This is a genomic window from Ruminococcus sp. 1001136sp1, assembly GCF_039841815.1.
Taxonomy (GTDB): domain Bacteria; phylum Bacillota; class Clostridia; order Lachnospirales; family Lachnospiraceae; genus Blautia_A; species Blautia_A faecis.
The window spans coordinates 105,238-130,742 of record NZ_JBDPGY010000014.1 but is presented as its reverse complement, the minus strand read 5'-3'; the positions used below and the strand labels follow the sequence as shown (position 1 = coordinate 130,742).

Sequence of the window (25,505 nt, the reverse complement as noted above, 5' to 3'; positions counted from 1 at the left end):
ATGGCAGTAAAGAGGAAATTTCCGTATCGGTCAGCTGTTGTGGCATGTAATGGGGGGTGCAGGGTTACAGCAGGGGACAATGGATGCAAAGATGGATGTATTGGCTGTGGAGCCTGTGTGGAGAAATGTAAATTTGGCGCCATTTCCCTGAATGAGTATGGAGTGGCGGAAATAGAGGAAGAAAAATGCATCGGCTGCGGGTCATGTGGGAAGGTATGTCCACAGCAGATTATTCATGTCCATGAATGTGCCAATTGGATCGTAGTAAAATGCTCAAATAAGAGTAAAGGGGCAGAGGCAAAAAAACAGTGTGAAGTCAGCTGTATTGGCTGTGGAATCTGCGAGAAGACCTGTACGGTTGGGGCAATCCGGGTTACAGATAACTGTGCAGTGATAGAAGAGTCTGTCTGCCTAAGCTGTGGAATGTGCGCAGTGAAGTGTCCAAGACATGCGATTTACGATCTGCGGGGGATTTATACGGCGAAAAATTAGAGAAGCGATTATGGCAGTTACGCAATATTCCATGGCGAAATATACCGCAAAGCAGGGAATGAAGATTGCGGGAATGATTTTCCAGATATGCTCCAGGCTGATAGAGCTTCGAATTTGCAGAAATTTCAAAATTATACAGATAAAACAACTAAATTATTTATAAAATTATTGCAAAACATCGGTGAAATATGATACAATAATTTTGCATTGAAAGAATATTTTGTACAATATTTTTTAGGTTGAGACGGAAAGAGAAGAAGCATAAGGGGCCGACGATCAGTTCAAAGAAGAACCGTAAACTTGTTTTTTGAACGGCGTCGGCCATTCCTTTATGAGGGGGTAAAGGGCGGATTGGAGGCATCCGCTGCAAAAAATATAAAGAAGGTGAAGCATATGATTGGAAAGAGTGTTCCAAGAGTAGACGCTTATGAGAAAGTGACAGGACGTGCGAAATTTACAGATGACCTGATCCTGAATAAGTGTCTGGTAGCCAGGGTTTATCATGCAAAGATCGGAAACGGCGTGGTAAAATCCATTGATACCAGCGAAGCAGAGGCTCTGGACGGCGTAGTAAAGGTAGTTACCTTTAAGGACGTACCAAATCATTGTTATCCAACCCCAGGACATCCCTGGTCCGTGGAGCTTGCTCATCAGGATGTGGCAGACCGTAATCTGCTCACCGGACGAGTACGGTATTATGGCGATGATATTGCAGCTGTAGTAGCTGAGGACGAAGTGACAGCTTCCAGGGCATTGAAGCTGATCAAAGTAGAATATGAGGAATATCCGGTGGTCGTGAGCCCGAAGATTTCCATGCGTGGAACGGAGCATCCCATTCATCTTGACAAGAAGGATAACATTCTGGCAAGATCCAGCTTTGCGATCGGAGATGTGGACAGCGCAATGGAGAAGGCTGCCGTGAAGCTGAAAAGAAGCTATAAGACACCTATTGTCCAGCACTGCCATATTGAGAATAATATTTCTTACGCCTATATGGAAAAGGGAAGGATCGTGGTGGTTTCTTCCACACAGATTCCACATATTGTACGCCGTATTGTTGGCCAGGCACTTGGAATCCCCTGGGGGCAGGTACGTGTGATCAAGCCTTATGTAGGCGGTGGTTTCGGCAACAAGCAGGAGGTGCTTTATGAACCTCTGAATGCATTTCTCACCATGCAGGTGGGCGGTCGCCCTGTGAAGATCGAGCTTACACGTGAGGAGACCTTTACCAATACCAGAACCCGTCACTCCATTGAATATGACATGGAAGCAGGCGTAGATGCAGAAGGACATCTTCTTGCAAAAGAGATGACTACCTATTCCAATCAGGGAGCTTATGCATCCCACGGACATGCCATAGCAGCCAATGGTCTGACAGCCAGCAGACTTCAGTATGCATGTCCAAATATCCGAGGAGAAGCATATACCGTCTATACCAACTGTCCTACAGCAGGGGCGATGAGAGGATATGGTATTCCTCAGGTTTGCTTTGCCACAGAGAGCTTTATGGATGATATTGCTTATGAAATCGGTATGGATCCGCTGGAATTCCGCAGAAAAAATCTGATCCATGGCTATTATGAAGATGCCTATCTGAAGCCAATCGCAGCGAATACCAACGGTATTTTTGAGTGCCTGGAAAAAGGAGCAGAGTATATTCACTGGGATGAGAAACGGAAAGCATATCAGAACCAGACTGGCGATATCCGGCGTGGAGTTGGTATGGCACTGTTTTCCTATAAGACTGGTGTATGGCCAATTTCTCTGGAGATTGCAGGTGCAAGGCTGTCTCTGAATCAGGATGGAAGTGTACAGCTGCAGGTTGGTGCTACAGAGATTGGACAGGGCGCGGATACTGTATTTTCCCAGATGGCAGCAGAGACCTTACATATGGATATTTCCAGGGTACATATTGTAACTCAGCAGGATACAGATGTGACGCCTTTTGATACAGGTGCGTATGCTTCCAGACAGTCCTTTGTCACAGGTACAGCTGTGAAGGAATGTGCGCAGCAGCTGAAGCAGAAGATCTTAGAATATGCCAGAACACTGGTTCCAGGTAATGTGGACCGGCTGGAACTGGAGGATGGTTATATTCTGGCAGATGGCAAGCCTGCGATTTCCCTTGAGGATCTGGCCATGGAGAGCTATTACAGTCTGAGTAATTCTTCTGTCCTTACAGCAGAGGTTTCCAGACAGGTGAAGAAGAATACAGTTGCCAGCGGCTGTTGTTTTGCGGAAGTAGAAGTAGATATGAAACTTGGTAAGATCAAGGTTCTGGATATTGTGAATGTTCATGACAGTGGAACCCTTTTGAATCCGCAGCTTGCAGCAATGCAGGTTCATGGCGGTATGTTCATGGGAATCGGTTATGGAGTTTCTGAGCAGCTTCTTATTGATGAGAAAACAGGAAGACCATTAAATGGGACTTTACTGGATTATAAAATGATGACAATGATGGATACTCCGGATCTGACTGCTGAGTTTGTAGAACTGAACGATCCAATGGGACCATATGGAAATAAAGCCCTTGGCGAGCCTCCTGCAATTCCAAGTGCACCGGCCATCCGGAATGCTGTGCTTCATGCAACTGGCATCGGCTTTTCCGAGATTCCTCTGACACCGCAAAGACTGATAGACGGTTTTACAAAGGCCGGGCTGATCTGAGAAAGGGGGCATGAGGAATGTACGATATTGAAAATTATTTTAATGCAGAGACCATTAAGGAAGCGGTAACTCTTCTGAAGGAGCATCCGGATGCAAGGGTGATTTCCGGGGGAAGTGATGTGCTGATCAAGATCCGTGAGGGCAAAATGGCCGGTACATCTTTAGTGAGCATTCGTGATATTAAGGAAATCAAGGGAGTCCGGCTGATGGAGTCTGGTGATATTTATATTGGTGCAGGAACTACTTTTTCCCATGTGACGAATGATTCAGTCATTCAGAAGCTGATCCCGGTTCTGGGGGAAGCAGTAGATCAGGTTGGCGGACCACAGGTCCGCAATATTGGTACTATTGGCGGAAATGTCTGCAATGGTGCGGTCAGTGCAGACAGTGCACCTACACTTTTTTCACTGAATGCCATGCTGCGGATCGCAGATGGAACTGGTGGACGGATGGTTCCTATCAGGGATTTTTATCTGGGACCTGGTAAGGTGGATCTGCATCAGGGAGATGTGCTCACCCACATTGTGATCCCTGGGAAGGATTATCAGGGATATCATGGATTTTATATTAAGTATTCCATGCGAAATGCAATGGATATTGCGACCCTGAGCTGTAGTGTAGTCAGCAGAATCGATCCTCTGAAAAAGGTTCTGGAGGATGTAAGGATCACCTTTGGTGTAGCTGCACCCGTGCCGTATCGGTGTGCGAAGACGGAAGAGGCGCTGAGGGGCATGAAAATTGGCGAGGAGCTTTACCAGAAGGTGGAAGAGCTGGTAAGGGAAGAAATCAATCCCAGAGATTCCTGGCGAGCTTCTAAGGCGTTCCGACTGCAGATTGGCGGAGAAATCGCGAAACGCGCGCTGAAGGAGAGTGTTCGCAGGGGAATGGTGACGGGAGTTGTAGTGCCGGATGTCCGGACAACTTCAGGCGAAAATATGAGTTCAAATGGAAAAATTTATCCTTCATCTGATGCGGAGAATGTAACAGGAGGTGAGCAGTCATGAAAAAGGATATGCGGCTGGTACAGTGTATCGTAAACGGAAAAGAGGTAGCTGAGTATGTGGATGTGAGAGAATCCCTTCTTGACATGCTGCGAAACCGCCTTGGGCTTACCTCTGTGAAGAAAGGCTGTGAAGTAGGTGAATGCGGTGCCTGCACTGTGATCATTGACGGCGAGACCATTGACTCCTGTATTTATCTGGCAGTCTGGGCTGAGGGAAAGAATATCCGCACCCTGGAAGGTCTTGAGAAAAACGGCGAACTTACCAGGATTCAGGAAGCTTTTATTGAGGAAGGCGCTATCCAGTGCGGATTCTGCACACCAGGCTTTGTTATGTCTGCCACAGTGCTTCTTGAGCGGGGCGAGAAGCTTACGAGAGATGCCATCCGCAAGCATATGGCAGGAAATCTTTGCCGCTGTACAGGGTATGAGAATATTGTGAATGCAGTGGAGAAGGTGAATAAGGAGAATATGACAGCTGAGGGTAAATAATTTAAGTGCTACTGTTGTTACTGTTTACTGGTGACATTCCGCGAGGTGTTTTTTGTGAACGTAGTTCACAGAAAACCCGAGAATTGCGGCGCGAAATCATGCGAATGCATGATTTCTGTGCATCGCGAAGCATGTTGCTGTGAACGGAGTGAACAGTAATCTACTGTTTGTGGGTTCAATATTAAAAATGTATTTTATACTATACTGTAAATGGAAAAAGTGTTATAATATTAATTACAAAACAATATTGTTATGAAAATTACTGAATTAAATAAAAAATGACTAACATATATCAATATTGTTATAACGCAAAAATATCAGAGGGCGGGGACTTCCCCACCTTTTCTAAAATATTAAAAATGGGCAGGAAAAAAATATGAGTGACAAGTGTATAATAGTCCGTGGCGGCGGAGACCTGGCAAGCGGCGTGATCCACAGACTGCATCGCTGTGGCTATCGTGTATTGATCTTAGAATGTGAAAAACCAAGTGCGATCCGCAGAAAGGTAGCGTTTTGCGAAGCTGTGTATGATGGGACAGCAGCAGTAGAAGGGATTCTTTGCAGAAGAATAGATTCTCTGGAAGAATGCGAGCAAGTCTGGCAAGCAGGGGAAATTCCACTTATGGTCGATCCGGCAGGCGATTGTATGATTGAACTTTCTGCGCAAGGCAAGGTAGCTGCTCTGGTAGATGCAATTCTTGCAAAGAGAAATCTTGGAACTTCAAGAAATATGGCACCTCTTACCATTGGTCTGGGACCAGGCTTTTTTGCCGGGGAAGACGTGGATTACGTTGTGGAAACCATGCGAGGTCACGATCTTGCCAGAATCATTACTGAGGGTCCGGCAATTCCAAATACGGGTGTCCCCGGAATGGTAGGCGGTGTCAGCAAAGAACGTGTGATCCACTCCCCGGGTGTCGGCAGAATCCATAATATGGCCCATATTGCCGATATTGTAGAGAAAGGACAGATTCTTGCCTACGTGGGAGAAACCCCTGTAGAAGCCTCTATAACAGGCGTATTAAGGGGAATTATAAAGGAAGGCTACAATGTTCCTGTTGGAATGAAAATCGCCGATATTGATCCCAGAAAAGAGGAGAAGAAGAACTGCTTTACCATTTCGGATAAGGCCAGATGTATTGCTGGAAGTGTGGTGGAGATTTTGCTCAGTGAGGGTGTATTGCCAAATACGCTCTAGATCCTGTTTGGTCACATTGCATTTATTAACATGTTTTGGCTTGGGGAATGTTATGAAGCCTATGTACTTTTTATAGAATTGTTTTTTATGGTTACGAAGTCAGGCAATGAATCATTGCATGAAAATAATTGGCGTGAAGGAGGTCAGGATGAAAAGATACGGTTATTTTCTGGACTTATTAAAACTTGATATAGAGAAATACCCAGTGATCGCTGTAGTCGGTGGTGGTGGAAAGACAAGTCTGATTTACCGTCTGAATGAAGAATTACAGGCTTTGGGTAAAAAAGTGATTATTTCCACAACTACCCATATGGCATATGATCCCATGCTGCCTCTGGTAAAGAGCACTTGCATTGAGCGCGTCCCGGAAATATTAAAGGAACACGGCTTTGCAGCAGTTGCCGATATTGAAGAAACCTCTGGAAAAATGTGTGCTATAGAGGAAACGGCATTGAAGAAACTGGTTTCTCTTTGTGATGTTATGCTGATCGAAGCAGACGGAGCGAAACGAAAACCCTTGAAGGTTCCAGCTGACTGGGAACCGGCAATTCCTGATTTTGCAGACGTAGTAGTAAGTGTAATCGGTCTGGACTGTCTTGGCAAACCCATCTGCGAGACCGCCCATCGCGCCGAATACACCAGCTCTTTTCTTGAAAAAAATCTGGAAGCACCTGTTACCGCAGAAGACATAGAAAAAATAGCAACCTCTGTTCACGGTTTGTATAAAAATGTAGACCATAAAGTTTACCGTGTATATTTAAATAAAGCAGACATATTGCCCGATTCTTCTCCGGCAGAGCATATAGTAGAAGACCTGGCAAAGCAAGGCACAATAGCTGCATATGGCAGTTTAAGAGAGGCAGAAAAATTATGAAGATTGCATTGATCATGCTGGCAGCTGGAAACAGTCGGCGGTTTGGAAGCAATAAGCTTTTATATGAGATTGAAGGGAAGCCCATGTACCGGCATATTCTGGAGAAGCTGATGATCGTGGCAGAATGGCTTGAAGAAACAGAGTGTATTGAAAAAGTGGAAAGCGGTGAACATTTGGAAAAGCAGAATGAGGAAGGCTATAAAGAAGAACATATAGAATGCAATAAAGTAATTGCACCTCTTGGTGAAATAAAGGGGAAATTATTTAAACAGAGAGAGTGCTATAAAAGAATAACAGTAGTCACTCAGTATGAAGAAATAGAGCAGGCCGCAAGATCCATGGGTGTAAACGTATACATCAACCCTCATCCGGACGAGGGAATCTCCTCCTCCCTGAAAATCGGCTTAAAAGCCAACTTAGACGTTGATGCCTGCCTTTTCACCGTTTCCGACCAGCCCTGGCTCACCATCGCCACAATTCGCCAGCTCATCACCCTCCTAAAAACATCAGGCAAAGGAATCGCCTGTGTCTCCTGCGAAGGAAAACTTGGAAACCCCTGCATTTTTACAAAAAAATACTACGACTCCCTGCTCTCCATTAATGGAGATAAAGGTGGTAAAGCTGTGATAACTGCACATAGAGATGATACGGTTGTTTTGAAGGTGAATGATGTGAAGGAACTTACCGATATGGATGTTAAATTGTAAAGAACGCTCTCTTTAAAAGCTATTGTCTAATATAAGACATTTCAGAAAAAATGAGCAAAAGTATGGAATCTTTTATACACGGAAGCAGTTGAAAACGATATTTGAATATAAAATGTGGGATTTTGTTGTATTTTGTGAATTTGTGTGAGATTCCAGCCAGAAATTACTTGTAATTATGATAAAAACAAGGTATACTAATGGAAAAGAAAGCAGTCGGGAGAAGTGTTTTTATTTCTGCTTGCAAGAAGAGTTCCGTGGGCGTTTTACGTGAACAGAGTGAGCAGTACCCCATTTTCCCGTCTTACAAGGAGGATAAAATGGCAGATAACTATGATGGCATGGCAGTTGGGGTGTTTGAACTGGATAACCTGGTAGCCTGCTTTGTGGCTCTTGATGCAGCATCCAAGGCTGCAAATGTAAAGATCCAGAGCGTAGAGAGAAACCGACTGAAAAGTGGAGCCTGTGTAAAAATGCGCGGCAGTGTTTCCGATGTAAATGCAGCTATGGAAGTGGCATTGGAGACTGCGAAGCCCCTTGGTAAAATCGTTTCCCATACGGTAATTGCATCCCCCACAGCAGACACGGAAACAGCACTTAAGATGACCATTAACAAATAGAACATGTCAGGAGGAAATAGAAGATGTCTTATGGAGCATTAGGATTGGTAGAGGTTCTGGGAAGCTGCAATGCAGTAGTTGTCCTTGACCAGATGCTGAAAACATCAGATGTAGAATTCCGTACCTGGCATACCAAGTGCGGAGGTCATGCAACTGTATTTTTAAGCGGTGATGTAGCCGCAGTGAAGGCTGCGGTAGATGCGGTGAAAGAGAATCCGCCTTGTGAAATCGTGGCAGCAGCCGTGATTTCAGCACCATCAGAAGAAACATCGCGACTGGTGGAAGAAGAGGAAGAGAAACATCATAAATGATTTTTCAAACACGCTCTGGCGTATAAAAAGGGTATGGTGTAAACCATACCCTGCTAAAAAATCTAAGTGAGCTTTGAGGTCAAATTTCTATTATTGGTGACTCTATCAGTCCCAAACACTTCTTACAAATGAATCTGTGTCCCCGTCTTTCCCATAATACCATCTTTGGCTTTTTCCAACAGGGTGATCATAGCTGTACGGCCGGTGCCGGAGCTTGCAAAGTCTACGCAGGCCTGAACCTTCGGCAGCATAGATCCAGCGGCAAACTGGCCTTCTTCAATGTATTTTCTGGCCTGGGAAACAGTAAGATCGTCCAGCCATTTCTCATTTTCTTTGCCAAAATTAACGGCAACTTTTTCCACAGCCGTCAGAATGATCAGCATATCTGCATCCAGCTGCTTTGCAAGCAGGCAGCTTGCGAAATCTTTGTCAATGACTGCGGAAGCACCTTTTAGATGGTGGCCTTCTAAGGTTACCGGGATTCCGCCCCCGCCACAGCAGATGACGATCTTGTTGGCATCTACAAGGCTGTTGATGGCATCCTGCTCTACGATTTCCACTGGCTTGGGAGAAGCAACCACACGGCGGTAGCCGCGGCCTGCGTCTTCTTTCATAACATGCCCGTAGGCTTTTGCCTGGAAATCAGCTTCTTCCTTGGTAAGGAATTTACCAATTGGTTTGCTTGGATTTTCAAATGCAGGATCCTCAGGATCTACACGAACCTGTGTGACAACGGTGACAACCGGTGTACGCATGAAGCCACGTTTGCGAAGCTCTTCACGGAGCGCGTTCTGAAGATCATAGCCAATGTAAGCCTGGCTCATAGCTACACAGACAGAGAGCGGAGTGTTTGGCTGTGCCTGATCTTCGTGGGTAAGAGCAGTCATAGCGTTGTTGATCATACCTACCTGTGGTCCGTTTCCGTGAACCACAACTACCTGGTGACCTTCCTCAATAAGGTCGCAGAGCGCCTTTGCAGTAGATTTTACTGCTATCATCTGTTCTGGAAGTGTATTTCCAAGTGCGTTGCCGCCAAGGGCAACCACGATACGTTTTCTTTTATATATCATAAAAACCTCCTCTGATAAATATTTAGGAAGGAGTAAACCAGAGTTTGTTAAAAAAATCATTCCTGCGAAGTGCGATAAATATTCCGCAGAAAGCCTGTGTGGGCGATACTCTAATATAACCACTTCTATAAATATTATCGTAAACAATCTATAAAATAGCAATTTGATAGTTACTGGTCGCGGAGTGAACAGTAACATTTGATATACTAAAAATATATCAAGTATAAGAAATACCATCAAAAATGAGAACAAAAAAGGGCTGTATTCCTACAGCCCCCTGAAAAGCATTATTCCATAATTCTCGGAGCAGCCTTTACTTCCAGTTTTTTTAGGATATCCTGTGGGTTTTCAAATTTGGAGAGCATGATCATTGCTGCAATTACATATGGTTTGAAGCTTGCTTCTTTATAAAGCGGGATACGGTAACGGTCAAATACGCTTGCATCAACCTCACCGGTCTCACAGCTTACGCCTGTAATATCAGCTGGCAGACAGTGCAGGTAAAGCGCTTTGCCGTCCTTGGTAGTCTTCATAAGTTCTTCTGTGCAAGCCCAGTCTTTGTGCTCTGCATTCTGAGCAAGAAGCTCTTTTTCCAGTTTATCGATTCCGTCGAAGTCGCCTTCACCATAGAGGTTGGTACGTTTTTCCATTGCTGCAAATGGAGCCCAGCTCTTTGGATAAACGATATCGGCATCTTTGAATGCTTCTTCCATGCTGTTTGTCTTTGTGAAAGAACCGCCGGACTTCTCAGCATTTTTCTTGGCAATTTCCTCAACCTCTGGCATTACATCGTATCCTTCCGGATGCGCCAGAACAACGTCCATACCGAAACGTGTCATAAGTCCGATGACACCCTGTGGAACGGAGAGTGGTTTACCATAGGAAGGAGAGTAAGCCCATGTCATAGCAAGCTTTTTGCCTTTCAGATTCTCGACACCGCCGAATTCGTGGATGATGTGAAGCATATCTGCCATACACTGGGTTGGATGGTCAACGTCACACTGAAGGTTTACAAGAGTAGGTCTCTGCTCAAGAATACCATCTTTATTTCCTTCTGTTACAGCATCCATAAAATCTTTCTGATAAGTATGTCCCTTACCGATATACATATCATCACGGATACCGATTACATCAGCCATGAAGGATACCATGTTGGCTGTCTCACGAACGGTTTCACCGTGTGCAATCTGGGATTTCTTCTCGTCCAGATCCTGTACCTCAAGTCCAAGAAGGTTGCAGGCAGAAGCGAAGGAGAAACGGGTACGTGTGGAGTTGTCACGGAAAATGGAGATTCCCAGACCACTCTCGAATACCTTCGTGGAGATATTGTGCTCTCTCATGAAGCGGAGGGCGTCAGCAACTGTGAAAACAGCCTCCAGTTCCTCGTCTGTTTTATCCCATGTCCAGAAGAAGTCGTTGTTGTACATTTCTTTGAAGTTAAGGCTGTTAAGCTTGTCGATGTAATCCTGTAATGTTTTCATGAATTTTCTCCTTATATAATTAAAATTTATCTGGTACAGAGAATATTAAGAAACCGTCATATTGATTTATATGATTTTTCAATATTGCGTCAATATCGCAGATACTTAATTTTCGCTGTGCTGGTTATTTGTTAAAAGTACTATGTGTAAAGTGGAGGTATGGAGCAGACACATTGTAACAGCTGTCTGATCCAAGGGTGTGCAGCTTGCGGAACGTTTACAGTTTCTGTAGTTCTGATAAACAGATATTTCCGGATTATTTACAGTAAGCAGTAGGAAGTGCTGCGTAAACAGCTGCACATCTTACCAGATCATCTTTCCATGTTTTCTCGTTTGGAGCGTGAGCCTGTGCCTCTGCGCCAGGTCCAAATCCGATGCATGGGATTCCGTTACGTCCCATAATGGAAACACCGTTGGTAGAGAATGTCCACTTGTCGGTAAGAGGACGGGCTTTTCTCATAGCTTCTGTCTCAGCATTGCCCATACGCTCTGTGCCATACAGATTATGGTAAGCTTCCTCAAGAGCAGAAGTAACCTTGTGATCCTTCGGGATTACCCATGTTGGAAAATAGCACTCGATTGGATATACCAGCTCTGTCCAGGATGGACGGGAGTACTCATACATGGAAACCTTAACATCGTCACCATACTTTTTGACAGATGGAAGTGCGCGGATCTCATCCAGGCAGCTCTCCCAGGTTTCACCTGCTGTCATACGACGGTCAAGGGAAACGGCACAGGAGTCGGCAACTGCACAACGGCTTGGGGATGTGAAGAAAATCTCAGAAGTAGTAACCGTACCTCTTCCAAGGAAGTTTGCTTCTTCCCATTCCGGGTTATATTTCTTATCCAGCATTTTTACAAGACCTTTGATCTCGGTCTCATCTGCAGCATCATTTTCATTTAATGCACGAACATCCTGAAGGATGTCAGCCATCTTATAGATTGCGTTGTCGCCACGCTCAGGAGCAGAACCATGGCAGGAAACACCTTTTACATCAATACGGATCTCCATACGTCCGCGCTGTCCACGGTAGATACCGCCGTCTGTAGGCTCTGTGGAAACAACAAATTCCGGACGAACCTTGTCTTCGTTGATGATGTACTGCCAGCAAAGACCATCGCAGTCCTCTTCCTGAACAGTTCCTGTAACAACAACCTGATATTTGTCATTAAGAAGACCAAGATCTTTCATGATCTTAGCACCGTAAACAGCAGATACGATACCACCCATCTGATCAGAAGTTCCACGTCCGCCGATCTCAGTCTCAGTCTCAAATCCTTCATAGGGATCGAATTCCCAGTTGTTTCTGTTTCCGATACCTACAGTATCAATATGTCCGTCGAAACCGATGAGAGTGCTTCCAGTTCCCATATAGCCAAGGATATTTCCCATTGGGTCAATCTCAACTTTATCAAAGCCAAGCTTCTCCATCTCTTCTTTAATACGCATTACATGATCCTTCTCACCGCAGCTCTCGCCTGGAAAGTGAACCAGATCACGAAGAAATTTGGTCATATCTGCTTCATAATTCTGTGCAGCTTCTTTGATTTTGTTATAATCCATAACTTTTTACCTCCGTTTTTTGTAAAAAAGTATCATATTGTTATAAAAAATTATTCGCTTAATGATTCGGTTGTTCCGTATAAGCCATCCCATACGATCTCACGGTAACGAACTGGATCTGTATCACCTTCTGTGGAGATTACCAGAATGTTGGAATTCTCATCCAGCTTCAGGGCCTCTTTCAGATCTTTGGCATCTTCGTCATGAAGCGCTGTATATGCAAGCCCCAGCGGAACAGAACCAGATTCACCAGATATGATGTGTGGATCGTTTTCAAGAGGATTGGCATAAATACGTGTTGCCTTGGCACTCATCCAGTCTGGGCAGGACGCAAAGACGGTTACATGATTCTTCAGGATGTCCCATCCGATGGTATTTCCCTCGCCGCATGCAAGACCTGCCATAATGGTCTGAAGATCACCGGTTACATTTACCAGATTGCCGTCGGCCTGAACAGCAGAGCGATAGAGGCAGTCGGCAGCACTTGCTTCGCAGACAACCATTACTGGAGGATTTTCTTTATATTTGTGGGCAAAATATCCTACAACTGCACCTGCCAGAGAACCAACACCTGCCTGTACAAATACGTGTGTCGGGCGGTCAATGCCGTTCTCCTTCAGCTGTTTATCTGCTTCCAGTACCAGAGTGCCGTATCCCTGCATGATCCAGGATGGAATCTCCTCATAGCCGGCCCATGCAGTATCCTGAACGATGATGCCATGTTCTGTCTTAGCTGCTTCTGCGGCAGCCATTCTTACGCAGTCATCATAATTTACTTCTTCGATGGTTACTTCGGCGCCTTCCTTGGCGATGTTGTCAAAACGTGTCTTAGTGGTTCCTTTAGGCATTCTGACTACGGCTTTTTGTCCAAGGCGTTTAGCAGCCCATGCAACGCCGCGGCCGTGGTTTCCATCTGTAGCAGTGAAGAAAGTAGCCTGTCCGAATTCTTCTCTTAATTTATCAGAAGAGAGAACATTGTAAGGAAGCTGGCTGATATCGCGGCCGAGTTCCTTCGCTATGTAACGTCCCATTGCATAAGAGCCTCCAAGAACCTTAAAGGCGTTTAATCCGAAACGATAGGATTCATCTTTGCAGTAGATGCCCTTTACTCCAAGATAGGAAGCAAGAGCGGAAAGCTTCTGCAGTGGTGTTACGGAGTACTGGGGGAAACTTTTGTGGAATTCATTTGCTTTGGTTACGTTCTCTTCGGACATCAGGTCCAGGAATTTATCATCAGATCCCGGAACATGATTGACCGTCCATTTCAGTCCGTCTGTCATGGTGAAAACCTCCTTCGTGGTTTTTGTTATTAGAGTACATCTTAACTACATTTTTGTTTTCCTTATAAGTATAATAACATAAATAAATCAATTTGCAATAGAAAAATACAAAAAAATTTAGCTTTCTCAAAAAATATTTAGTTTGATTGCAAGAGCTTTCTGATTGTGGTAAAATATAGGGTATGGCATTTGAAAAAAGCCGAAGAAAAATAATGAAAATACTTTTGAACCGGATGTATGGAGCGTGCAGATTGCTGGAATGATTTTTCAAACACGCTACGGGAAAGGAGCAAGATTTTATGGCAGTATTTCGTGCATTTAAAGCACTTAGACCTACAGAGGGAAAGGCAGCAGCAGTAGCTGCCCTTCCATATGATGTAGTGAATAGAGAAGAGGCAGCAGCCATTGGGAAAGAGAATCCGGATTCTTTTCTCCATGTAGACAGAGCAGAGATGGATCTGCCGGCAGAGACGGACCTCTATGATGCGAAGGTTTATCAGAAAGCGAAAGAGAACCTGCATAAGATGGAGGAGACTGGCGTTCTGGTTCAGGACCATAAGCCATGCTACTACATATATGAACTGGTACGCAAGGGGAAGGTTCAGACTGGAATTGCAGGCTGCGCTTCTATTGATGATTATCTGAATAATGTGGTGAAAAAGCATGAACTTACCCGATCAGATAAAGAGCTGGACCGAATCAATCATGTGGATGTATGTGATGCTAACACAGGCCCCATTTATCTTGTCTGCCGTTATACAGATGCGTTGAGTGCTCTTCTTGAGCAGTGGAAAAAAGAGCACAAAGCAGCCTATGATTTTACAGAAGAGGACGAGATCACACACCGTGTGTGGGTGATCGATGGGGACGAGGCGATTAGCCAGATCCAGGATGAGATGGAGAAGATCCCTGCACTTTATATTGCAGACGGACATCACAGAGCTGTCTCTGCAGTGAAAGTGGGGCTGAAGCGACGTCAGGAGAATCCGGATTATACAGGGGAAGAAGCGTTTAACTATTTTCTTTCCGTTGTTTTTCCATATGACCAGCTTACCATTCTGGCATATAACCGTGTGGTGAGGGACTTGAATGGGCAGAGCGTGGAAGATGTCCTTGAGAAAATTAAAGAGAACTTCGACATGACGATTGTTCCAGGTTTTCCTGCAAAGCCAGTGGAGAAGCATTGCTTTGGTATGTATCTGGATGGTTTCTGGTATCTTCTGAAAGCGAAATCGGAGCTTTATGAGGGAAAAGATGTGGTTGGTCAGCTGGATTCCCAGATTCTTCAGGACGTGGTTTTAGGTCCAGTTCTTGGCATTGGTGATCCAAGGACTGACAAGCGTATTAAGTTTGTAGGCGGAAGTCATAAGTTAAGAGAACTTCAGACTCTGGCAGATGAGACCAGAGGCGTTGCGTTTGCGCTTTATCCTACTTCTATGGAAGATCTGATGCAGATTGCAGATGAGAGTAAGCTGATGCCGCCGAAATCCACCTGGTTTGAGCCGAAGCTGCGAAGCGGGATCTTTGTGCATAAGCTGAGAGGATGATAAAATGGAAACAGAAGAATTTATCTCAGGTTTTTGCAGAACCTGTAACGGCAGTCAGACAGTGTGCTGTGAATATGAAGAAAAAGATGGGAAAAGGATACTTACCTTTATGGACTGTGCCTATAAAAGATGTGTAAATCAGGGCGCCTGTGAAATTTATAAAGAAGCGCACCAGTTGGGAAGCGAGGAAGAGTAGCCGCAGCCTGCAGGCAGCAGACTGCAGAAAGCCTTTTTAAACACGCTCTAACGAACAGCAGGTAAAACTGGCAGAGGGTGTTCTGACTGGTTTTATAAAATAAGCCATATAATAACCAAATCCTGTAATGAGGAGACGGTATTATATGGCTTTTTTATAACATGTTTCCAATATGTTATTTTTGTTATAAAATATAAAGAAATAACTATAATATTACTTGTTTACATCAATATAACTATAAAGCGTATATTTAGAGATTCCAAAATAATTCGCTACTTTATCTCCGGACTTTGTAATAAGGAAAGCTCCGGAATCATTAAGAAACTGGATCGCAGTTACCTTATCCTCTTTATTCATGAGAGCTACCGGCTTGCCTACAAGCTTCACGGATTCCTCGATGAGACGATCCAGAAGATCGTTGACACTGTGAGTGATCTGCTTCGGCTTCTCTTCTTTGTTCTTCGGGGTGATCAGATCATCAAGGGCACTGTTGATCAGGGTCAGCTTGGTGATGTCGTAGTTGATGCCGAATACATAGTGAAGGCTGCCGTCATCGTCCTTTATATATGAAGTACTGCACTTCAAAATCTTGCCGTCTGCTGTTTTCATCAGGTAACCATTGTGGTCGGCTGGAGCATAGTCACTTCCCCGTCCTTTCTGGCGGATGCCGTCGAAAACTGCGTCCGATGGACCGTCACCTACATTTCGTCCGGTTACGTGTCCGTTTACAATATAGATAATGGAATGCTCCGGTTCTTTTGTCTTCAGATCATGGATGACGACCTCGCAGTCGGTCCCGAATTCTGCTGCGATATCCTGCGCAATCTGCTCTAAGACAGTTAATCTTCCCATATTTGTTCCCTCCTGTTTTGGATTTGATTTTTTTATTAAGAGCAGGAAAATCCTGCCATGGGTCGATGCCTGGAATCTCCGCATAGAATCCGGGCATCCTGTCTGTATTTATTACTGTTCACTGGGAGCGTTCCGCGAGGTGTTTTTTGTGAACAGAGTTCACAGAAAACCCGAGAATGTCGGCGCGAAATCATGCAAGGCATGATTTCTGTGCATCGCGAAGCGGGTTGCTGTGAATGTAGTGAACAGTAACCTGTATTCGTATGTTGCAGATAGTAACGAATGACTTACTATATTTATAATAGCATGTCAGAAAAAAAATAAAAAGACAATTTTACAAAAAAATTATTGAAGGCTTAAAAAATTTCGTATTTATTTTGTTGAAGATGGAAAATACATGTGGTATATTTACATTAAAATAAGATATGAGGTAAATAAAATTGGTTATTTTGTATAAATGCAAGTCAATGTGGAAGAAAAATAAATACAGGACTGGCTTGGGAATGGCAGATAACTACAGAAATGTGAAGGGAGGATCTGTTGTATGAAATATCTTTTGAAAAACGGAACCGTAATATCAGGTGCAGGCACAAGGAAACAGGATGTGTTGGTGGAAGGCGAAAAAATCATAAAAGTAGGAGAGGAGCTTTCACAGCCAGATGCCAAGGTGGTGGATGTATCTGGTAAGCTCCTTTTCCCGGGATTTATTGACGGACATACCCATTTTGACCTGGAGGTCGCAGGTACTGTAACAGCAGATGATTTCGAGACAGGAACAAGAGCGGCAATCCTTGGCGGAACCACTCTGGTTATTGATTTTGCTTCACAGGATAAAGGTGGACATACCCTGAAAGAGGGCCTTGAGAAGTGGCACAAAAAGGCTGACGGCAAATGCTCCTGTGACTATTCTTTTCACATGTCCATTGTGGAATGGAATGAGGAGACAAAGAAAGAAATTCAGGATATGATCAATGAGGGCATTACCAGCTTCAAGCTATATATGACTTACCCGGCAATGATCGTAGACGACGAGGATCTTTATAAGATCATAAAGGCCTTAAATGAAAAAGGCTGTTTCGCAGGCGTACATTGTGAAAATGCAGGCGTGATCGACGCATTGATCCAGGAAGCGAAAGCACAGGGAAAACTGGGTCCGGAGAATCATCCTCTTGTACGTCCGGATACCATGGAGGCCGAGGCAGTACACCGTCTTCTTGTAATTGCGAAGGAAGCAGGAGCTCCGGTCATGGTGGTGCATTTGACCAACCGCAAGGCATACGAAGAAATCATCCGTGCCCGGGAAAATGGTCAGACCGTATTTGCAGAGACCTGTCCTCAGTATCTTCTTCTGGACGACAGCGTTTATTCCAAACCTGATTTCGAAGGTGCCAAATATGTGTGCGCTCCGCCAATCCGCAAGAAAGCGGATCAGGATTGCCTGTGGAAAGCCCTGGCAGATGGAGATATCCAGACAGTAGCTACAGACCAGTGCAGCTTTACCCTTGCCCAGAAAGCAATGGGAAAAGCGGATTTTACCAAGATTCCAGGTGGCCTGCCGGGAGTTCAGACAAGGGGAACTCTTCTTTATGCTTACGGCGTGCGCACCGGCAAAATTACAGTCGAGAAAATGTGCCAGCTTCTGTGTGAAAATCCAGCTAAGTTGTACGGTGTATATCCAAACAAAGGAGTTATCGCCGAAGGCAGCGACGCAGACATTGTAGTATTTGATCCGGAAAAAGAGAATGTAATTTCTGCGGAAACACATGCTTATAATACAGACAATAACCCCTATGAAGGCTTTGAAATACATGGAGATATTGACAAGGTATTCCTCCGGGGAAAACTTGCTGTGGATGATGGAAAACTGGTGCAGGAGAAACTTGGAACTTATATTAAGAGAGGATTGAGACAGCCACTGGCCTAGAACGTGTCTGAAAAAGGCTTTTTGCAAGATGTGCGCCACAATTTGTGGGAGATTTTACCCGAACTCGGTTGCCGTAGCCCGCGTTTTTTGAAAGTGAATATTGTCTGAAAAGTGAGCAGATCATGAAGGAAAGTATTGGGCAGCCGCGAAAGAAATAATGAAAGCGAAGAAAAAGGAACAGCCATAATTGCAGCTATTTCTGTAATTGTTAAAAGATAATGTAAGGTAGCCGTAAAATAATGAATGACCAGAAACTCTTACAGTAAAGGAAATAAGAGTTTCTGGTCATTTAAGTTTTGTGAGATGTGAATGAACTGCTATTGTGCGACTAAAGATATGAGAGCAAATAATACTTTTTAGCTTTTAAAGCTTACTTTCTGCGCTAAATCATAAATCATGTCTTTTCACATACCCTGTCAGAAACAGTGCAGCGGCTCCGTCACATGTGGCATTACATGCTGCTGCAAAAGCATCATTTAGTGCAAAAACAGCGAACATCAGCGCCACACCGGAATCTCCGAATTTCAGGATTCCGGTCAGGGTTCCCAGGGATACCATTACGGTTCCCCATGGAAGTCCGGGTGTGCCAATGGAACAGGTGGCAAGCAAAATACTGAAAATCACCATAGTTCCCGGTGCAGGAACAGAGCCGTATAGAATACGGGAGATCATCATAGCGAAGAATACCTCTGCAAGCACAGAACCACAGTGATGAATCTGGGTAAAAAGAGGAATTGCCTCTTTGATAAGCTCGGAATCAAGCGGCACACATTTGTCAGCTGCTTCCTGTGAATATTTTTCCACAGCTGTGGAAGAATGGGTTCTTAAAGCCATTTTATAGATCGGTATATAATTTTTCAAAATTCCCCATGCCTTTTCTCCGGCATAAGATCCTGCAATATGATACAGAACCAACACCCAGACCATATAAGCCGGAATTATAATAATAAGTGCCAGAAGCAACAGTGGCAGATACTTGATGAAATATCCCTGATAAGCCAGTGTACATAGAGAAAGCCCGATATAAGCAGGCAGCAGTGGAAGAAGAATCCTGGACATCAGGGAAAGGGTGATTCCCCGAAACTCCTGCAAAAGCTCTTTGGTTCGCACTGCATTGGTCCAGCAGGCACCAAGGGCAAGCAAAATAGCAAGTACTAACGCGCTCAGTGCAGAAACCGGTGCTGGAATGGGAAGCTCAAACAAGGTATCCGGCAGGAAGCGGAAAGATAAACTGTCTGTGGATACCGGAAGTTTTGGAATGATCAGATATCCAAGAACGGATGCGAAAGCTGCGGCTCCAAGCATCGAAAAATAAGTGATCCGGACAATTGGCGCGGTGACTGGTGTGGGAGCTTTTTTTACGGAAATAATGGAAGATGCCACAAGACCGATAATGATCAGCGGTGCCAGAAAGGTGATTATCTGACTTAGCACATAACGGGCTGTAACCACCAGATTCAAAGCCCCGGAGGTCAGTCCCATAGTTCTTGTGACATTTAAAAACAGGCCTGCAAGGAGGCCGGGTATACTGACTGCCAGAATCCGAATGGGAAAACTGGCCATAATTCTTTTTTTCTTCATTGTGAAAATTCCTCCGGATGTATTATAATATATAGGAATGAAAGGTGCAATGAAATTTTAACCGCTGCATCATCCTCTTGCCAATAAAAGGTTACTGTTCACTCCGTGACCAGTAACGCGCTTCGCGATGCACAGAAATCATGCATTCGCATGATTTCGCGCCGCAATTCTCGGGTTTTCCGTGAACTTTGTTCACAAAAAACACCTCGCGGAACGTTACCGGTGAACAGTAACAATAAAAGGGATTGATTAAAGAATGCCTGGTAATGATGGCAGGAAGGGATGGGTAGTTGATATGACAGGATGGAGTGAAAAATCATGTATAATAAAATTTATCAGATTCTTGATGAAAAAGGCAGGGCAAAAACTGGAATTTTTCTGGATGGACCATATATGGGAAAGAAGTGCATTTTGAAACCCGAAACGGTTATTAGAGAAGAAAACTGTGGTGAAGCTGCTGAAAAAAAATCAGGTGTACAGCTGATCCCCGAGAAAACGGAAGATGCTTCCATATGGGATAATTATCTGAATATTCTGAGTGAGACGAAAGAGACAAAAGTGACAGAAGCAGACGGTCGCCGGCTTTTCGTAGAAGATTACCGCAAGAATCCAAGGCTTGTGATCTTTGGAGGCGGTCACGTATCCCAGCCTACTGCCCATCTGGGAAAAATGCTTGGCTTTCATGTGACGATCATGGATGACAGAGAAGATTTCGTGAAAAAGGCTCGATTCCCGGAAGCAGACCAGCTGGTCTATGGTGATTTCAAGGACCTGGACAAATATATTGCTCCTTATGACAATGCCTATTATGTAATTCTTACCAGAGGCCACATTGGTGATGCAGACTGCCTTCGCAGGCTTCTCCATCGTCCCTACGAATATCTTGGCATGATCGGCAGCAAAAACAAAGTGCGGATCACTAGGGAAAATCTTCTAAAAGAAGGTTACACTCTGGAGCAATTGGACGAAGTCCATGCACCAATCGGAATTCCTCTTGGCGGGCAGCTTCCGGAGGAAATTGCAGTGAGCATTATGGCAGAGATCATTAAGGTAAAAAATCAGCATTATTCCGCATACTGTGATGAAAAAGTAGAGACAGCAGTTCTGGAAGGTCGTCATGGTGTCATGGTCACTATCGCAGAGAAATCCGGCTCTTCTCCAAGAGGAGTAGGAAGCAAAATGTTCGTAGAACCATCCGGATACATTACAGGCAGCATTGGCGGCGGCAAAGTAGAGTACGAAGCCATCAATCATTGTAAAGAAGTAAAAGAAAAAGAAGTAAAACACTATGCCTTAACAGCAGACGGCCAGGACAGTCTTGGAATGATCTGCGGCGGACAGGTGACGGTGGTATTTGAGCGGGTATAAGTTATGGAATGGGAAAATGTTCCTATAACACGTACAAGATCACATTGTAAACCAATAAGAATTCAGGCTGGCTTCTACAGAAGATATGTGGACCAGCCTGTTTTCTTTGAGTATATAAAATATAAATGTGATGGCACTGCTAAAAAAGAAATTAATCCCTGTCCGCTCCGACAGACAATTCCCCAAACTTAAAATTATCTAAATACCATAGATTTACAATTCGTGTCATTTTCTGGCGTTTCGTGACAGAATTATTGAAATAATTTCCGACTTTTTTATAATGAGAATAACAAATGGGAGACATCAGATGGAAAAGGAGGGATGTCGTGTATTGTATTGCTATATTGACTGATCAGAAACAGGAAGGACAGAACTGTGCGGAATATATCAGGAATTACTGTACAGAAAAGAAAATTTTTCCATTGATTGAAATCTATCAGGATCAGGAACAATTTTTTGAGTGGACACGAAAAACAGTACCGGCAGTGGTGTTTCTTGCATTACCTGGTGTGTCCGGGCTGAATGCGGCAGAACATCTTCGTTCCCTGTATCCCAAATGTGGGATCATCTGGTGCAGTGATCTTGATTTTTCGCTTCATGCGTTCAGGATGCGGATAGAATATTTTTTTATGAAACCTATGGAAGAGCAAAAAATAAAAGAAGGACTTTCCATTTGGTTTGAACGCAGCAAGGTAATATGATAAAAACACTCAGGAGGAAAACAATATGAAGAAAAGAGCTTTAATTCTTGCAATGATCACTTTTATAGCTGCTGCAACATCTGAACCATCAATAAATATGGTACGTGCAGAAGAAACACAGACGGAGGAAAATACAGCTCAGACATCAGAACTGCCCATAAAGACACTTACACAGAAGGTTATTGACGAGAATCCTTATATGGCAGCAAGTGATTCCAATATTCATCATGACTGCTACAATACAGATTCCACAGACGAAGTATTACCGGTAGGCATTTATTCAGAAATCAATGTTTCTTATGAAAAAACCAATGCAAATGCGTCTCCTGCTATCTTTTTCGATTCTTATGGACATGCAGTGGTTCCGTTGCTTGGTGGACTGGCAATTCGTGATATCAATGCAGAGGAAACACAGACACTGGGATATTTTTCTCCAAAACAGCATGACAATGGAGAATATCTGATCCAGAGCTCCTATTCCTTTGTAGATGAGAGTAACCGTCTGGTGTGTCCAACCAATAATAACCATGTGCTGATGCTGAAGGCAACAGATGAAGACGGAAATGTACTTCCGGAATTTGAGAAAGTGCTGGATATTGATATTAAAGCAGCGGCAGAGGCAGCACTTGGAAAAACACTGGATCAGAATCTTCTTGCTGTAGTGTTTGACTATGAAGGAAATCTCTGGTTTGCAACCGGAGGATTCCGTATTTACCCTGACAGGAAACAGCAGGGTGCTATGGGCTATATTTCCCGTACAGCTATTGATGCCATTTTAAATGGAGAGGAAACTGATCTGTCAGAGGCAGTCTTCGTATATGAGCTGGCTCCGGGAGAGGGTGCAGAGAATGGAATTGCAGCATCCAAGGATGGAGCAGTGATCCTGACGAATCAGAACTGTTATCTGCTGCAGGCGGACAATGGGGTGAAGAAAATCTGGGAAACTCCTTACGAGAGTGCTGGTGCGAAAGAAAGCAAAGAAGGGGATGAAACAACTGGCGGAGGTCTTGCCTGGGGCAGCGGATGCTCTCCATCCCTTACAAAAGATCTGGTGATGTTTACCGATAATCAGGAGACCGTAAATCTCCTTGCTCTGGATATGAAAACAGGAGAAGTTGTTGCAAGTCTTCCTGTGATCGATGAACTTCCGGAGGGCAGCCAGGTATCTGTTGAAAATTCTGCGATCGTATATGATAACGGTGCAGGAACCGTAAGTACCATCGTATGTAACTGGTTTGGTGCAGGAAGTGCCAACCTGGGAAAAGAGGACAGTGATTCCTCCATTCAGAGTTATACCAATATTTATGATGAAAATTGGTTGAGACAGGGAAATAAAATGATCACGCCGGGTGTGGAACGCGTAGATACGATTAAGACTGAGGATAGATATGAAATGAAGAGTATCTGGTGCAGAAGTGATCTGTCAGATACTTCCATGATGAAATTATCTACGGCAACCGGATATATTTACGGATATGTACAGAATCTGGAAACCGGTATGTGGCAGTATATTATACTTGATTTTGAGACCGGTGAAACTGTTTTTTCCATGGATGTTGCCAGCAAGCCTATGTACAATAACATGGCTATCGGAATGTATGCCGGAAACAGCGGAAATTCACTTTACTGTCCTACCGGTTATCTGGAACTTCTGAGACTTCAGGACAGGTTCGTTTATCTGCCGGAAATGCCTTATCGTAAGGTTAATCTGGATCAGGCAATGCGCAATGTGTTAAGCCAGGAGAAATTTGCGGCAGATGGTGGTCTGGGAGATGTGGAAGGATGGCTGAATACGATCACAATTGAGAACGTACATCCGAATACAACCGTTGCAATACGTATGAAAGGAATCTCTGGGGAAACAGGTTCTCTGAAGCTGTATGCATACGGCACAGATGGTACCTTGAAAGAAGTTCCGGCAGAGAAATGGCATATCCAGACAGAAGATGGTGAAACACCGGATACATTATCCGAAGATGTACTGTATGAGGTACACATGACTGTGGAAGATGGCGGTGACTTTGATCTCAGTGAAACAGAAAAGGAGATTAAGATATCTGCTGTTCTGGGAATCTGAAGGAGGTCTGATAAACAACCACCAGTTGAGCCGGTGGTTGTTAACTAAGAACGCTTTATTTCAAATTACTGTTCACTCCGTGACCAGTAACTATTTCAAATATGCTTTATTGCAAAGATACACTTAGGGGTTGCATAATTTGTAATAATACTGTATATTAATTGTAACGATTCGCGAAATGAGTCTGTTTTTGTAATATTATATGAAAAGAAGATGAATCAATTCAAAGCACCATTGCTTTGTAAAGGAGGAACTATATTATGAAAAAAGCAGCATTAGCCGTTTTGCTTCTGGGCGCAGCACTTTGCATCCCTGGATGTGGATTTGAGGAAGGTGCAGGAGCAAGCGTTACAGTTATACAGGCAACCCCGACCCCTATTCCAACACCAACCCCTGAGGTGACTCCTACACCAGAAGTTACTCCTACTCCAGAACCAGTTGTAGAGCAGACTGCAAGCGGTGTGAATGTAACCAAGCAGGATGGTACATATGTTGCGAATGCAGATATTAACCTTCGTGCAGATGCAAGTGCAGATGCTACCTGGATCGCAGGTGTAACAAGCGGTACACAGCTTACAAGTACAGGTGTATGCGACAATGGCTGGATTGAGGTTTCCTATGAGGGACAGACTGCTTATGTGTCCGGTGATTATGTAAGTGCAGTGGCAGCTGACGGTGCAGCCGCAGATGGAACTGCTGATCAGGCAGCTACAGAAGGAAGTGCAGATGCTGCAGCTGATGAGGCTGTCGCAGGCTGACAGGCTGGAAATTTAAGCGATGAAATGATGAGATGAAAGACGCTATGTAAATGGATGATATTATCGTTTGCATAGCGTTTTTTGAGTACTAAAGAAATTCCCTCCTGCCATGAAATGGTAAGAGGGAGATTTCTGAATATATCAAATCAAATTATTCCGGATAAACCAGTCTGTCTGGCTTGATGTCATACAGCACTTCATCCAGGAACTTCTTAGCCAGATATTTCGCCATTCCAAGGTTCATATCCAGATAATTTCCACAGTCTTTCGGGGAAGCACCAGGAACCTCGCCCTGGAAATCACGGATAAACTCAAAGGTTTCAACCATAAGCGGAACAATATCCTTAGATTCATAATCTCCGTTCAGCAGCAGATAATTGCCGGTACGGCAGCCCATTGGTCCCCAGTAGATCATCTTCGGTCCGAATTCCTTGTGGTTGCGAAGAAAAGTAGCAGCAAGATGCTCAATGGTGTGAAGCTCTGCTGTGTTCATAACAGGCTCCTCATTTGGGGAAGTCATACGAATGTCAAAAGTGGTGATCACACTATTTCCAACCGGATCCTTGCGGGAAACGTAAACGCCTGGCTGAAGTTTGATGTGATCTATTGTGAAACTGGTAATCTTTTCCATAAAAAAGACCTCGCTTTCTGATAAATTCTTTCTTGATTTTAGCAGACAATACAAGCTGTGGCAAGACAAAGAAAAAGAAATTGAACAATCTGTGAAAACAATTGTTTTTTACGT

At 44.1% G+C, this 25,505-nt stretch carries 23 protein-coding genes; 16 read left to right on the top strand and 7 right to left on the bottom strand.

What is annotated here, in order from left to right:
* From ABHC48_RS13795 to ABHC48_RS13755, 9 genes are all read left to right on the top strand, one after another.
* Positions 1 to 492 (top strand): 4Fe-4S binding protein, encoded by a 492-nt coding sequence (locus tag ABHC48_RS13795; protein ID WP_195699705.1) that lies wholly within the window; start codon positions 1 to 3, stop codon positions 490 to 492.
* Between the two features lie 393 nt (positions 493 to 885).
* Positions 886 to 3,159: a xanthine dehydrogenase subunit XdhA gene (xdhA, locus tag ABHC48_RS13790; protein ID WP_195699706.1), complete on the top strand. Its 2,274-nt coding sequence runs from the start codon at positions 886 to 888 to the stop codon at positions 3,157 to 3,159.
* A gap of 17 nt (positions 3,160 to 3,176) precedes the next feature.
* Positions 3,177 to 4,163: a xanthine dehydrogenase subunit XdhB gene (gene xdhB, locus ABHC48_RS13785; protein WP_195699707.1), complete on the top strand. Its 987-nt coding sequence runs from the start codon at positions 3,177 to 3,179 to the stop codon at positions 4,161 to 4,163.
* A complete protein-coding gene (gene xdhC, locus ABHC48_RS13780) occupies positions 4,160 to 4,651 on the top strand; it encodes a xanthine dehydrogenase subunit XdhC (RefSeq protein WP_148463357.1) in 492 nt (163 codons plus the stop codon). The genes xdhB and xdhC overlap by 4 nt, the downstream gene beginning before the upstream one ends.
* Positions 4,652 to 5,027: 376 nt before the next feature.
* Complete coding sequence (yqeB, locus tag ABHC48_RS13775; RefSeq protein ID WP_148463358.1) at positions 5,028 to 5,849, top strand: selenium-dependent molybdenum cofactor biosynthesis protein YqeB; 822 nt, start codon at positions 5,028 to 5,030, stop codon at positions 5,847 to 5,849.
* Positions 5,850 to 5,997: 148 nt separating this feature from the next.
* Positions 5,998 to 6,723, top strand: coding sequence for a selenium cofactor biosynthesis protein YqeC (gene yqeC, locus ABHC48_RS13770; RefSeq protein WP_195699708.1), 726 nt, complete (start codon positions 5,998 to 6,000; stop codon positions 6,721 to 6,723).
* Complete coding sequence (locus ABHC48_RS13765; protein ID WP_195699709.1) at positions 6,720 to 7,430, top strand: nucleotidyltransferase family protein; 711 nt, start codon at positions 6,720 to 6,722, stop codon at positions 7,428 to 7,430. Before yqeC ends, ABHC48_RS13765 begins: the two co-directional genes overlap by 4 nt.
* A 317-nt stretch (positions 7,431 to 7,747) precedes the next feature.
* The gene (locus tag ABHC48_RS13760; RefSeq protein ID WP_118583374.1) at positions 7,748 to 8,047 is read left to right on the top strand and encodes a BMC domain-containing protein; all 300 of its coding nucleotides are present in this window, start codon (positions 7,748 to 7,750) and stop codon (positions 8,045 to 8,047) included.
* A 23-nt stretch (positions 8,048 to 8,070) separates the two neighbouring features.
* Positions 8,071 to 8,358: a BMC domain-containing protein gene (locus ABHC48_RS13755; protein WP_148463361.1), complete on the top strand. Its 288-nt coding sequence runs from the start codon at positions 8,071 to 8,073 to the stop codon at positions 8,356 to 8,358.
* A 122-nt stretch (positions 8,359 to 8,480) separates the two neighbouring features.
* On the opposite strand, the gene arcC is transcribed toward ABHC48_RS13755, so the two are convergent.
* The 4 genes from arcC to dpaL all read right to left on the bottom strand — a co-directional run bounded on the left by arcC (position 8,481) and on the right by dpaL (position 13,756).
* Positions 8,481 to 9,428: a carbamate kinase gene (gene arcC, locus ABHC48_RS13750; RefSeq protein WP_179988296.1), complete on the bottom strand. Its 948-nt coding sequence runs from the start codon at positions 9,426 to 9,428 to the stop codon at positions 8,481 to 8,483.
* 287 nt (positions 9,429 to 9,715) lie between these two features.
* Positions 9,716 to 10,909: a knotted carbamoyltransferase YgeW gene (gene ygeW / locus ABHC48_RS13745; protein ID WP_118583376.1), complete on the bottom strand. Its 1,194-nt coding sequence runs from the start codon at positions 10,907 to 10,909 to the stop codon at positions 9,716 to 9,718.
* A gap of 256 nt (positions 10,910 to 11,165) precedes the next feature.
* Positions 11,166 to 12,476 carry a YgeY family selenium metabolism-linked hydrolase gene (locus ABHC48_RS13740; protein WP_195380237.1) on the bottom strand — a complete coding sequence of 437 codons (1,311 nt, stop codon included), beginning with the start codon at positions 12,474 to 12,476 and terminating at the stop codon, positions 11,166 to 11,168.
* Between the two features lie 50 nt (positions 12,477 to 12,526).
* Positions 12,527 to 13,756 carry a diaminopropionate ammonia-lyase gene (dpaL, locus tag ABHC48_RS13735; protein ID WP_195699710.1) on the bottom strand — a complete coding sequence of 410 codons (1,230 nt, stop codon included), beginning with the start codon at positions 13,754 to 13,756 and terminating at the stop codon, positions 12,527 to 12,529.
* Between the two features lie 299 nt (positions 13,757 to 14,055).
* On the opposite strand from dpaL, the gene ABHC48_RS13730 reads away from it, so the two are divergent.
* Together ABHC48_RS13730 and ABHC48_RS13725 are read left to right on the top strand one after the other, a co-directional pair.
* Positions 14,056 to 15,303 carry a DUF1015 family protein gene (locus ABHC48_RS13730; protein WP_195699711.1) on the top strand — a complete coding sequence of 416 codons (1,248 nt, stop codon included), beginning with the start codon at positions 14,056 to 14,058 and terminating at the stop codon, positions 15,301 to 15,303.
* 4 nt (positions 15,304 to 15,307) lie between these two features.
* Entirely contained in the window at positions 15,308 to 15,499 is a 192-nt protein-coding gene (locus ABHC48_RS13725) for a hypothetical protein (RefSeq protein WP_118583384.1), read from the top strand.
* Positions 15,500 to 15,712: 213 nt separating this feature from the next.
* Here the strand turns inward: ABHC48_RS13725 and ABHC48_RS13720 are convergent, their stop codons facing one another.
* A complete protein-coding gene (locus tag ABHC48_RS13720) occupies positions 15,713 to 16,351 on the bottom strand; it encodes a helix-turn-helix transcriptional regulator (protein WP_148463365.1) in 639 nt (212 codons plus the stop codon).
* A gap of 544 nt (positions 16,352 to 16,895) precedes the next feature.
* Here ABHC48_RS13720 and hydA point away from each other — a divergent pair.
* A complete protein-coding gene (hydA, locus tag ABHC48_RS13715; protein WP_195699712.1) occupies positions 16,896 to 18,275 on the top strand; it encodes a dihydropyrimidinase in 1,380 nt (459 codons plus the stop codon).
* A 387-nt stretch (positions 18,276 to 18,662) separates the two neighbouring features.
* Here the strand turns inward: hydA and ABHC48_RS13710 are convergent, their stop codons facing one another.
* Complete coding sequence (locus tag ABHC48_RS13710; RefSeq protein WP_195699713.1) at positions 18,663 to 19,856, bottom strand: cation:dicarboxylase symporter family transporter; 1,194 nt, start codon at positions 19,854 to 19,856, stop codon at positions 18,663 to 18,665.
* A 318-nt stretch (positions 19,857 to 20,174) separates the two neighbouring features.
* Here ABHC48_RS13710 and ABHC48_RS13705 point away from each other — a divergent pair, with 318 nt between their 5' ends.
* The 4 genes from ABHC48_RS13705 to ABHC48_RS13690 all read left to right on the top strand — a co-directional run bounded on the left by ABHC48_RS13705 (position 20,175) and on the right by ABHC48_RS13690 (position 24,760).
* Positions 20,175 to 21,224, top strand: a complete 1,050-nt coding sequence (locus ABHC48_RS13705) for an XdhC/CoxI family protein (RefSeq protein WP_195699714.1) — start codon at positions 20,175 to 20,177, stop codon at positions 21,222 to 21,224.
* Between the two features lie 326 nt (positions 21,225 to 21,550).
* Positions 21,551 to 21,925, top strand: a complete 375-nt coding sequence (locus tag ABHC48_RS13700) for a response regulator (RefSeq protein WP_148463369.1) — start codon at positions 21,551 to 21,553, stop codon at positions 21,923 to 21,925.
* Positions 21,926 to 21,950: 25 nt separating this feature from the next.
* Positions 21,951 to 24,002: a hypothetical protein gene (locus tag ABHC48_RS13695; protein ID WP_195699715.1), complete on the top strand. Its 2,052-nt coding sequence runs from the start codon at positions 21,951 to 21,953 to the stop codon at positions 24,000 to 24,002.
* 260 nt (positions 24,003 to 24,262) lie between these two features.
* Complete coding sequence (locus tag ABHC48_RS13690; RefSeq protein WP_118579901.1) at positions 24,263 to 24,760, top strand: SH3 domain-containing protein; 498 nt, start codon at positions 24,263 to 24,265, stop codon at positions 24,758 to 24,760.
* Between the two features lie 151 nt (positions 24,761 to 24,911).
* Here the strand turns inward: ABHC48_RS13690 and ABHC48_RS13685 are convergent, their stop codons facing one another.
* Positions 24,912 to 25,391, bottom strand: coding sequence for an S-ribosylhomocysteine lyase (locus tag ABHC48_RS13685; RefSeq protein WP_118579904.1), 480 nt, complete (start codon positions 25,389 to 25,391; stop codon positions 24,912 to 24,914).
* Between the last annotated feature and the right edge of the window lie 114 nt (positions 25,392 to 25,505).

What these genes read in the sequence shown, in the direction of transcription:
- ABHC48_RS13710 (WP_195699713.1), bottom strand. Translation starts at nt 19,856, where the DNA reads ATGAAGAAAAAAAGAATTATGGCCAGTTTTCCCATTCGGATTCTGGCA.
- ABHC48_RS13720 (WP_148463365.1), bottom strand. Translation starts at nt 16,351, where the DNA reads ATGGGAAGATTAACTGTCTTAGAGCAGATTGCGCAGGATATCGCAGCA.
- arcC (WP_179988296.1), bottom strand. Translation starts at nt 9,428, where the DNA reads ATGATATATAAAAGAAAACGTATCGTGGTTGCCCTTGGCGGCAACGCA.
- ABHC48_RS13765 (WP_195699709.1), top strand. Translation starts at nt 6,720, where the DNA reads ATGAAGATTGCATTGATCATGCTGGCAGCTGGAAACAGTCGGCGGTTT.
- ABHC48_RS13695 (WP_195699715.1), top strand. Translation starts at nt 21,951, where the DNA reads ATGAAGAAAAGAGCTTTAATTCTTGCAATGATCACTTTTATAGCTGCT.
- ygeW (WP_118583376.1), bottom strand. Translation starts at nt 10,909, where the DNA reads ATGAAAACATTACAGGATTACATCGACAAGCTTAACAGCCTTAACTTC.
- ABHC48_RS13795 (WP_195699705.1), top strand. Translation starts at nt 1, where the DNA reads ATGGCAGTAAAGAGGAAATTTCCGTATCGGTCAGCTGTTGTGGCATGT.
- ABHC48_RS13705 (WP_195699714.1), top strand. Translation starts at nt 20,175, where the DNA reads ATGTATAATAAAATTTATCAGATTCTTGATGAAAAAGGCAGGGCAAAA.
- ABHC48_RS13755 (WP_148463361.1), top strand. Translation starts at nt 8,071, where the DNA reads ATGTCTTATGGAGCATTAGGATTGGTAGAGGTTCTGGGAAGCTGCAAT.
- yqeC (WP_195699708.1), top strand. Translation starts at nt 5,998, where the DNA reads ATGAAAAGATACGGTTATTTTCTGGACTTATTAAAACTTGATATAGAG.
- ABHC48_RS13725 (WP_118583384.1), top strand. Translation starts at nt 15,308, where the DNA reads ATGGAAACAGAAGAATTTATCTCAGGTTTTTGCAGAACCTGTAACGGC.
- yqeB (WP_148463358.1), top strand. Translation starts at nt 5,028, where the DNA reads ATGAGTGACAAGTGTATAATAGTCCGTGGCGGCGGAGACCTGGCAAGC.
- xdhA (WP_195699706.1), top strand. Translation starts at nt 886, where the DNA reads ATGATTGGAAAGAGTGTTCCAAGAGTAGACGCTTATGAGAAAGTGACA.
- xdhC (WP_148463357.1), top strand. Translation starts at nt 4,160, where the DNA reads ATGAAAAAGGATATGCGGCTGGTACAGTGTATCGTAAACGGAAAAGAG.
- hydA (WP_195699712.1), top strand. Translation starts at nt 16,896, where the DNA reads ATGAAATATCTTTTGAAAAACGGAACCGTAATATCAGGTGCAGGCACA.
- ABHC48_RS13685 (WP_118579904.1), bottom strand. Translation starts at nt 25,391, where the DNA reads ATGGAAAAGATTACCAGTTTCACAATAGATCACATCAAACTTCAGCCA.
- dpaL (WP_195699710.1), bottom strand. Translation starts at nt 13,756, where the DNA reads ATGACAGACGGACTGAAATGGACGGTCAATCATGTTCCGGGATCTGAT.
- ABHC48_RS13760 (WP_118583374.1), top strand. Translation starts at nt 7,748, where the DNA reads ATGGCAGATAACTATGATGGCATGGCAGTTGGGGTGTTTGAACTGGAT.
- ABHC48_RS13690 (WP_118579901.1), top strand. Translation starts at nt 24,263, where the DNA reads ATGAAAAAAGCAGCATTAGCCGTTTTGCTTCTGGGCGCAGCACTTTGC.
- ABHC48_RS13740 (WP_195380237.1), bottom strand. Translation starts at nt 12,476, where the DNA reads ATGGATTATAACAAAATCAAAGAAGCTGCACAGAATTATGAAGCAGAT.
- xdhB (WP_195699707.1), top strand. Translation starts at nt 3,177, where the DNA reads ATGTACGATATTGAAAATTATTTTAATGCAGAGACCATTAAGGAAGCG.
- ABHC48_RS13730 (WP_195699711.1), top strand. Translation starts at nt 14,056, where the DNA reads ATGGCAGTATTTCGTGCATTTAAAGCACTTAGACCTACAGAGGGAAAG.